At 58.7% G+C, this 7,175-nt stretch carries 8 protein-coding genes and 1 pseudogene; 4 read left to right on the plus strand and 5 right to left on the minus strand.

From position 1 onward, the window contains the following. Nucleotides 1-29: 29 nt before the first annotated feature. The 5 genes from ACIQ39_RS07280 to ACIQ39_RS07300 are packed head-to-tail and all read right to left on the minus strand — an operon-like array spanning nucleotide 30 to nucleotide 4,230. Nucleotides 30-338 carry a DUF2160 domain-containing protein gene (locus ACIQ39_RS07280; protein ID WP_396433948.1) on the minus strand — a complete coding sequence of 103 codons (309 nt, stop codon included), beginning with the start codon at nucleotides 336-338 and terminating at the stop codon, nucleotides 30-32. Between the two features lie 24 nt (nucleotides 339-362). Continuing rightward, nucleotides 363-1,175 carry a carbohydrate ABC transporter permease gene (locus tag ACIQ39_RS07285; protein WP_396433949.1) on the minus strand — a complete coding sequence of 271 codons (813 nt, stop codon included), beginning with the start codon at nucleotides 1,173-1,175 and terminating at the stop codon, nucleotides 363-365. Next, the gene (locus ACIQ39_RS07290) at nucleotides 1,168-2,061 is read right to left on the minus strand and encodes a carbohydrate ABC transporter permease (protein ID WP_396433950.1); all 894 of its coding nucleotides are present in this window, start codon (nucleotides 2,059-2,061) and stop codon (nucleotides 1,168-1,170) included. Before ACIQ39_RS07290 ends, ACIQ39_RS07285 begins: the two co-directional genes overlap by 8 nt. Beyond that, nucleotides 2,058-3,140, minus strand: a complete 1,083-nt coding sequence (locus ACIQ39_RS07295; RefSeq protein ID WP_396433951.1) for an ABC transporter ATP-binding protein — start codon at nucleotides 3,138-3,140, stop codon at nucleotides 2,058-2,060. Before ACIQ39_RS07295 ends, ACIQ39_RS07290 begins: the two co-directional genes overlap by 4 nt. 1 nt (nucleotide 3,141) lies before the next feature. Further along, nucleotides 3,142-4,230, minus strand: a complete 1,089-nt coding sequence (locus ACIQ39_RS07300) for an ABC transporter ATP-binding protein (protein WP_396433952.1) — start codon at nucleotides 4,228-4,230, stop codon at nucleotides 3,142-3,144. Between the two features lie 164 nt (nucleotides 4,231-4,394). Between ACIQ39_RS07300 and ACIQ39_RS07305 the strand changes: the two genes are divergently transcribed. From ACIQ39_RS07305 to ACIQ39_RS07320, 4 genes and pseudogenes are all read left to right on the plus strand, one after another. Further along, nucleotides 4,395-5,159 carry a DeoR/GlpR family DNA-binding transcription regulator gene (locus ACIQ39_RS07305; protein WP_396433953.1) on the plus strand — a complete coding sequence of 255 codons (765 nt, stop codon included), beginning with the start codon at nucleotides 4,395-4,397 and terminating at the stop codon, nucleotides 5,157-5,159. A 17-nt stretch (nucleotides 5,160-5,176) separates the two neighbouring features. Then, nucleotides 5,177-6,682 carry a glycerol kinase GlpK gene (gene glpK / locus ACIQ39_RS07310; protein WP_396433954.1) on the plus strand — a complete coding sequence of 502 codons (1,506 nt, stop codon included), beginning with the start codon at nucleotides 5,177-5,179 and terminating at the stop codon, nucleotides 6,680-6,682. Nucleotides 6,683-6,765: 83 nt separating this feature from the next. Next, nucleotides 6,766-6,891, plus strand: a complete 126-nt coding sequence (locus tag ACIQ39_RS07315; RefSeq protein WP_396433955.1) for a hypothetical protein — start codon at nucleotides 6,766-6,768, stop codon at nucleotides 6,889-6,891. Then, nucleotides 6,848-7,175 (plus strand): annotated as a pseudogene (locus ACIQ39_RS07320) (Fic family protein); the annotation flags it as partial. The gene ACIQ39_RS07315 and the pseudogene ACIQ39_RS07320, both read left to right, overlap by 44 nt.

The following is a 7,175-nucleotide window of genomic DNA, read 5'->3' on the forward strand; positions in this document are numbered from 1 at the left end:
AGAAGCCGGCCCTTTTTTTCAATGTCGGTTCAAGCCTTGCGCATGATCCAGACCAACAACACCATCGAGGCTACAAAGCTGTACCAAATGGAAGGTTCTGCATCCAAAGACAGTCCCTGCGCCATCCAACCACTCAAGCCGACAAAGGCCAGATTCACATAAGCCGCAGCCAAAAGACCAATGAACAAACGGTCCCCGCGGGTCGTGTCCATGGGCAAAAAGCCGCGTCGTACCAAGGTCGGCGATTTGATTTCCCAAAGCGTCATGCCTGCGATCATCAGCACAATGCAGGTGAAAAATACCGCTACTGGTAGGGTCCAAGCCATCCATTCAAACATGCTGTTTTTCCTTCTCGCGCTGCATCACACCCGCCCCATCGCAAACCCTTTGGCGATGTAGTTGCGGACAAACCAAATCACAATCGCGCCGGGCACGATGGTCAGCACCCCGGCTGCGGCCAAAGTAGCCCAGTCCATGCCAGAGGCCGACACGGTGCGCGTCATGGTGGCGGCAATCGGCTTGGCGTTCACGCTGGTCAAAGTGCGCGCCAACAGCAACTCCACCCAACTGAACATGAAACAAAAGAAGGCTGCAACACCGACACCGGCTTTGATCAATGGCAAAAAGATTTGTACAAAAAACCGAGGGAAGGAATAACCGTCGATGTACGCCGTCTCGTCAATTTCACGCGGAATGCCGCTCATGAAACCTTCCAAAATCCAAACTGCCAAAGGCACGTTGAAGAGCAAATGCGCCAGCGCCACCGCAATGTGCGTGTCCATCAAACCGACCGAGCTGTAAAGTTGGAAAAAGGGCAGCAAAAACACAGCGGGAGGGGTCATGCGGTTGGTCAGCAACCAAAAGAACACGTGCTTGTCGCCCAAAAAGCTGTAGCGTGAAAACGCATAGGCCGCTGGCAAGGCCACGACCAACGACATCACCGTGTTCATGGCCACGTAAATCAAACTGTTGATATAGCCAGAATACCAGGCCGGATCGGTCAAGATGGTCTGGTAATTGGCCCAAGTGAAGTGCTCTGGGAACAAGCTGAACCCCGCCAAAATTTCGTTGTTGGTCTTGAACGACATGTTCACCATCCAGTAGATGGGCAACAAGGCAAAGACCAAGTACAGGCACAGAAAAATGCTGCGCTTTTGAAATTTAGATTTAGACATGACCGCCCTCCTTCGAACCTGTGCCCACGCTTTGCATCCAGTTGTACAAAACAAAGCAAAACAGCAAGATGATCAGAAAATAAATCAGCGAGAACGCAGCCGCAGGCCCCAAGTCAAACTGCCCCACAGCTTTTTGCGTCAAAAACTGCGACAGGAAGGTGGTGGAGTTGCCGGGGCCACCGCCGGTCAACACAAAAGGTTCGGTGTAAATCATGAAGCTGTCCATGAAGCGCAGAAGCACCGCAATCACCAGCACGCCGCGCATCTTGGGCAACTGCACGAAACGGAAAACATCCCACTTGCTGGCCCCGTCAATGCTCGCCGCTTGGTAGTAGGCATCAGGTATTGAGCGCAAGCCGGCATAAGCCAGCAAGGCGACCAAGGGCGTCCAGTGCCACACATCCATCAGCAGCACCGTGAGCCAAGCATGGGTAGCGTTGCCGGTGTAGTTGTAGGCGATGCCCATGCTTTGCAGCGCCGCACCCATCAAGCCGATGTCGGTGCGGCCAAAGATTTGCCAAATGGTGCCCACCACGTTCCACGGGATCAGCAAGGACAGCGAGACGATGACCAAGACCGCAGACGATTTCCAGCCCGTAGTCGGCATAGACAGGGCCAACGCAATGCCCAGCGGCAACTCCACGGCCAAGACGGAGAAGGAGTAAATCAATTGGCGCAGCAAAGCGCCATGCAGCTCCTCGTCGCGCATGATGGCGGCGAACCACTCGGTGCCCACAAACACCCGCCGGTCGGTTGAGATGATGTCCTGCACCGAATAGTTGACCACCACCATCAATGGCAGGATGGCCGAAAAGGCCACGCACAGCAGCACCGGCAAAATCAAAAACCAGGCCTTCTGGTTGACGGGCTTGATGGTTGTACTCATGCCACGATGTCCTCATTTTTGTAAAAGCAGGTGTGCGCGTTCAGCACTTGGAACCACATGACTTGGCCCTTGGTCAAAGCAACTTCAGCGGCATCGGCTGACAATCGGGCTTTAATGATTTGCCTCTCATGCTCGGCGGTGACGATGAAATGCGTGCCCACGTCTTGCACCTGCGTCACCACCATGGGCAAGGAACCCGCAGTTGGCGTCTGCGCAAGCGTCACATATTCCGGCCGTATGCCCAATTTGATGTCGCCTGCCGGTAGCCTCAATGCGGTAGGCAAGCTCAAGGTTCGCGAGCCCACCCGCACGGCTTCGTCGGTCACCTGCGCACGGATGAAATTCATGCCTGGTGAGCCAATAAAATGGCCCACAAAGGTATGGCTGGGCCGTTCAAACAAGTCGGCAGGCGAGCCCACTTGCACAGCGCGACCGCGGGTCATCACCACCACCTGCTCGGCAAAAGTCAAGGCCTCGACTTGGTCATGGGTCACATAAATCAAAGTCAGCTTGAGTTCGTTGTGAATTTGTTTGAGCTTACGGCGCAGCTGCCACTTCAGGTGCGGATCGATCACGGTCAGCGGCTCGTCAAACAACACGGCCGACACATCAGGTCGCACCAAGCCGCGGCCCAGCGATATTTTTTGCTTGGCGTCGGCCGACAATCCGGCTGCGCGCTGATGGAGCTGACCACTCATTTCCAGCATCTCGGCAATTTGCCCCACACGTTGTTTGATTTTGTCGGTCGACCATTGGCGGTTGCGCAAAGGGAACGCCAAGTTTTCGGCCACCGTCATGGTGTCGTAAATCACTGGGAACTGAAACACCTGGGCGATGTTGCGCGCCTGGGGCGAGTCTTGCGTCACATCACGGCCATCAAACAGCACCGTGCCTTGTGAGGGTGTGAGCAGACCCGACATCACATTGAGCAGGGTGGTTTTGCCGCAGCCTGAAGGGCCGAGTAAAGCGTACGCGCCGCCGTCTTCAAAACGCATCTTCAGGGGCAGCAACGCATAGTCGCTGTCCTGCTGCGGGTTGGCGGCGTAGGCATGGGCCAATTCAAGATCAACGCGCGCCATCTCAGAGCCCTCCAGCCAAAACTGCGCGGGACCGCGCAGGTGCCAAAAGCAAAGCGCCTTGCGCATCAAACACATACACCTCTGCGGGGTTCACATGCACGGTCAACAAGCTGTCCAAATCAAAATAATGCACACCCGTGATCTGCGCCACCACATTGCCCACTGCAGTTGCCACGTGCACGTAAGTGTCGGAGCCTGAGATTTCAACCAACTCGACGCGGCCAGCCAAGCCCATATCGCCTGGCAGTGCGCGCACACGCACCGCGCTGGCGCGCATGCCCAGGGTCAAAACAGCCGATGCGGTTTCGGGCAAGGCCAGCGTCAGCGTAGAGCCATCGGCCAAGGCCACGCCTTCAGGCGTTCGCTGGGCAGAGATCAAATTCATGGGAGGATCGCTGAAGGCGCGGGCCACGCGCAGGGACTGGGGGTGGTGAAACACCTCGGCGGTGGGGCCGTATTGCAGCAACTCGCCCGCATCCATCACGGCGGTGTAGCCGCCCAAAAGCAGCGCCTCCCCAGGTTCGGTGGTGGCGTAAATCACGGTGGCGTCGCCACTGGCAAACAATGCGCCCAGTTCTTCGCGCAACTCTTCGCGTAATTTGTAATCCAGATTCACCAGAGGCTCGTCCAGCAGCATCAAGGGGGCTCCCTTGGCCAAGGCGCGGGCCAGCGCTACGCGCTGTTGTTGGCCGCCCGACAGCTCGGTGGGGTAACGGTCGAGAAACATCTCGATGTGCAGCTTCTCAGCCAAGGCTTGTACGCGTTGCGCCACATTTTTGTCGCCGCGCAACTTCATGGGCGAAGCGATGTTGTCACGCACTTTCATCGAGGGGTAGTTGATGAACTGCTGGTACACCATGGCCACATTTCGCTCGCGCACTGGCACGCCCACAACGTCGCGTCCATTGACTTTGACTTGACCTGTTGTTGGCACGTCCAAGCCCGCCATGATGCGCATCAGGCTGGTTTTGCCGGATTGGGTGGCACCCAACAACACCGTCACGTTGGCCGTTTGCGGAGCCAAGCTCAACTCATAGAGCCAAGTTTGCGCGCCGACTTTTTTACCGATGCCCTCTAGCGACAGATCCATCTCACCTCCTTCGAAATTCAGCACCTGTGGGACACAGTTTCCAGATAGAATTTCACCATTATTATTCTTTATTTTTCGTTTATCATTAGTATTTACCCTTTTCCTGTTCTTTATTTTTCGTTTTAAAGTAAGGCTGTTCCTTTCAAACTGCGAAAATCCAGGCCATGAATTCCAACCCGCGCCAAATCACCCTGCTCAAGGTGGTCCAAGAACTTGGCTCTGTGAGTGTTGACCAACTGGCCGACAAATTGGGCGTGACCTTGCAAACCGTCAGGCGGGATGTGCAGCGCATGGCCGAAACCGGTCAACTGACCCGCTTTCATGGCGGGGTGCGGGTGCCCAGCTCCACCACCGAAAACATGGGTCACCTTCAAAGGGTCAGCCTGAATGCCGAGGCCAAAAGCCGCATTGCGCGCAGCGTGGCTGCCTGCGTGCCCAACGATTGCTCCATCATTTTGAACATCGGCACCACTACTGAAGCCATTGCCCGTGCGCTGCTGCAGCACAAGGGTTTGCGGGTGATCACCAACAACTTGAACGTCGCGGCGACATTGAGTGCCAACCCTCACAGCGAGGTCATTGTGGTGGGCGGCGTGGTGCGCGGCCGCGACCAAGGCATCGTGGGCGAAGCGGCAGTGGACTTCATTCGCCAATTCAAAGTCGACATCGCTTTGATCGGCATTTCAGGCATCGAGTCCGATGGCTCGCTGCGCGACTTTGACTACCGCGAGGTCAAAGTGTCACAAACCATTTTGACGCACGCCCGCGAAGTCTGGCTGGCGGCCGACCACAGCAAGTTCAATCGCCCTGCCATGGTCGAAGTGGGCAAGATCTCCCAAATTGACCACCTGTTCACCAATGCAGCGCCACCCGAACCTTTTGCTGCACTGCTGGCCGATGCCGAGGTACAACTGCACATTACCGACTGAGCTGGAAGACTCCTTTTATGACCTACATCCTCGCCCTAGATCAAGGCACCTCCAGCTCGCGCAGCATTGTGTTCAACACCGAGGGCCAAATCGTCTCGCTCGCCCAGCGCGAGATCACGCAGATTTACCCGCAACCGGGTTGGGTGGAACATGACCCTTTGCAAATTTGGCAAACCCAGCTTGACACCGCACGCGAAGCCTTGAATAAAGCCAGCATCCAAGCCAGCCAAGTCAGCGCCCTGGGCATCACCAACCAACGCGAAACCACGGTGGTGTGGCACAAAAGCACGGGCCAGCCCATCTACAAGGCCATCGTCTGGCAAGACCGCCGCACCGAACCCGCGTGCGCCGCCCTGCGCGAGCAAGGCCTGGCCGACAGCATCCAAGCCAAAACCGGCTTGCTGGTGGACGCGTATTTTTCGGGCACCAAACTGCAATGGATTTTGGACCACGTGCCCCACGCCCGCGCCCAAGCCGAGCGCGGCGAGTTGCTGTTTGGCACGGTGGACAGCTGGCTCATGTGGCAGCTCAGCGGTGGTGCGGTGCACGCCACCGACGTGAGCAACGCCTCGCGCACTTTGCTGTTCAACATCCACACCCACACCTGGGACGCCGACTTGCTGGCGGCCTTGCGCATACCGCCCGCCATGACGCCCACGGTGCACCCCTCCAGCGCGGTGTTTGGCCAGGTGCGCCCCGAGCTGCTGGGCCACGCCATCACCATCGGTGGGGTGGCGGGCGACCAACAAAGCGCGCTGTTTGGGCAAGCTTGCTTTGGCGCAGGCATGGTCAAAAACACCTATGGCACCGGCTGCTTCATGCTCATGCACACCGGCGGCTTGGCCATGCGTTCGCAAAATGGTTTGATCACCACCAGCGCAGCGCAAGTGGCCGCCATGCCACACAGCGCACCGCAGTTTGCGTTAGAAGGCAGCGTGTTTGTGGGTGGCGCTGTGGTGCAGTGGCTGCGCGACGGTTTGGGTGCCATCCGGCACAGCAGCGAAGTGCAGGCCCTGGCCGAAAGCGTGCCCGACTCGGGCGGCGTGATGGTGGTGCCCGCCTTCACCGGCCTGGGCGCGCCCTACTGGAAACCCGACGCACGCGGCTCCATCACGGGCCTGACGCGTGGCAGCACCGTGGCCCACATCGCACGGGCGGCCCTCGAGAGCATCGCCTTCCAAAGCGCCGCCTTGCTGCAAGCCATGGGCCGCGATCTGGCGCAGGCGAGTGCAAGCCCAGTGCAAGAGCTGCGTGTGGATGGTGGCGCGTGCGTGAACAATTTGCTCATGCAGTTTCAGGCCGACTTGCTGGGGCTGGACGTGGTGCGCCCCGAAGTGGTGGAAACCACCGCACTGGGCGCGGCCTATCTGGCGGGCCTGTCTACAGGCGTGTTTGCCAGCACCGACGAGCTGCGTGCGCTGTGGCGCGCAGAGCGGCGCTTTACGCCGCAGCGCCCACCCGACTACGCCGCCGAGCAAATGCTGCTGTGGGAAAACGCCGTGCGCAAAACCGTGCTGGAGTGACAACTGCGGCGCGTCAGGCGCAAGCCCAAACTCAAAACCTTGCAGCCAGCCCACCGCGTCGGCGGTCTGATGAGACGCACCCCATGACCGACAACACCCTGGCCCAACGCTTCCAAGCCACCCGCATCGGCGACATCAAGATGGCCCACCGCGTGGTCATGGCCTGTGGCCGCGCCGACATCTCCAACCCCGACCTGCCTGCACGCTGACGCGGGGCTGACGGTCAGCAACACCGACGATGTCGAAGAAGTCACCAATTACCTGCGCGCCTTTCGCTGGACACAAGACAGCTTGCGCGACCCCAACGGCCTGCCCAAGAGCGTGCGCCTGATGCGCCAAGCACACCGCCTGCTCATGGACGGTGCACGCGGCGCAGGCCGCCAACCCGGCGAACTGCGCAAGTCTCAGAACTGGATTGGCGGCACGCGCCCCGGCAACGCCGTGTTTGTGCCTGCGCCACCAGAACATGTCCCGGCGCTGCTGGCAGATCTGG

The organism is Limnohabitans sp. (assembly GCF_044361645.1).
Classification (GTDB): domain Bacteria; phylum Pseudomonadota; class Gammaproteobacteria; order Burkholderiales; family Burkholderiaceae_C; genus Limnohabitans_A.